Below are 761 nucleotides of genomic sequence, written 5' to 3'. Positions count from 1 at the left end.
ATCGCCCGAGCCGAAGGCAATCGCCACGAAACGGGTTGGATCGGGAAGTGACAGCCAGCCCGCCAGGCGGATCTCGATCGCCTCGCCGCTTGGGACATGCGTGCCGTGCAAGCTGGCAGGCAAGGTCGCGGCGTCATTGGCGACGACCAGATCGCCGGGGTTGAACAGCGTCGCGAGTCCAGCTCGCGGCAGGTCGCGCATCGTGCCGTCCGCCTCGACGACGAACAGCCTGGCGGAGCGCCGATCGGGACGATCGGCGGCAATCATCCATGTGCTCCGGCCAGAAGGGTAGAGCGGACCGGCAACGCGTCGAGCATCTTTTTGATGATCTCGGCAGCTGCCTGCTCGGGGCGCTTCAAGGTCGCCGGATCAGCATCAGGGATCGCGAGCGCGTGCAGTGGGGTGTCCATATCGCCGGGGTCAAGCGCGAGGAACCGGATGCCGTCTGCTTTCGCCTCCTCGTCCCAAATCGCCGTCAGATGGGCAAGAGCGGCCTTGCTCGCGCCGTATGCTCCCCAGCCGGGATAGGCGTTCACCGCGGCGTCGCTGGAAATGTTGATGACCAGCGCGCCGCGGCCCTCGCGTGCGGACGCGGCAAGGGCACCGAACAGGGCTTTCGTCAGCCGGAAGGCGCCGACGAGATTGACCGCGAGCGCCATTTCCAGCTCCTCGCACTCGGTATCGGCGAGGAGCGCCAGAGGGACAGGGCCGAGGCTCGACGCATTGTTGATCAGGACATCGAGCCCGCCGAGGCTGGCAGT

2 protein-coding genes are annotated in these 761 nt (G+C 66.8%); both read right to left on the bottom strand.

Annotated features, from left to right (window positions below; translation table 11 throughout):
- Positions 1 to 267, bottom strand: a 267-nt coding sequence (locus tag NKI47_RS34950; protein ID WP_352596391.1) for an S-adenosylmethionine:tRNA ribosyltransferase-isomerase, incomplete at its 3' end; no start/stop codon positions are given.
- On the bottom strand, positions 264 to 761 hold a 498-nt coding region (locus NKI47_RS34945), incomplete at its 5' end, for an SDR family NAD(P)-dependent oxidoreductase (RefSeq protein WP_352596389.1). The genes NKI47_RS34945 and NKI47_RS34950, both read right to left, overlap by 4 nt.

This window comes from Mesorhizobium sp. M0633, from assembly GCF_040320645.1.
In the GTDB taxonomy this organism is placed as follows: domain Bacteria; phylum Pseudomonadota; class Alphaproteobacteria; order Rhizobiales; family Rhizobiaceae; genus Mesorhizobium.
The sequence above is the reverse complement of the archived record's forward strand: the minus strand, read 5'-3'. Positions and strand labels throughout refer to the sequence as shown.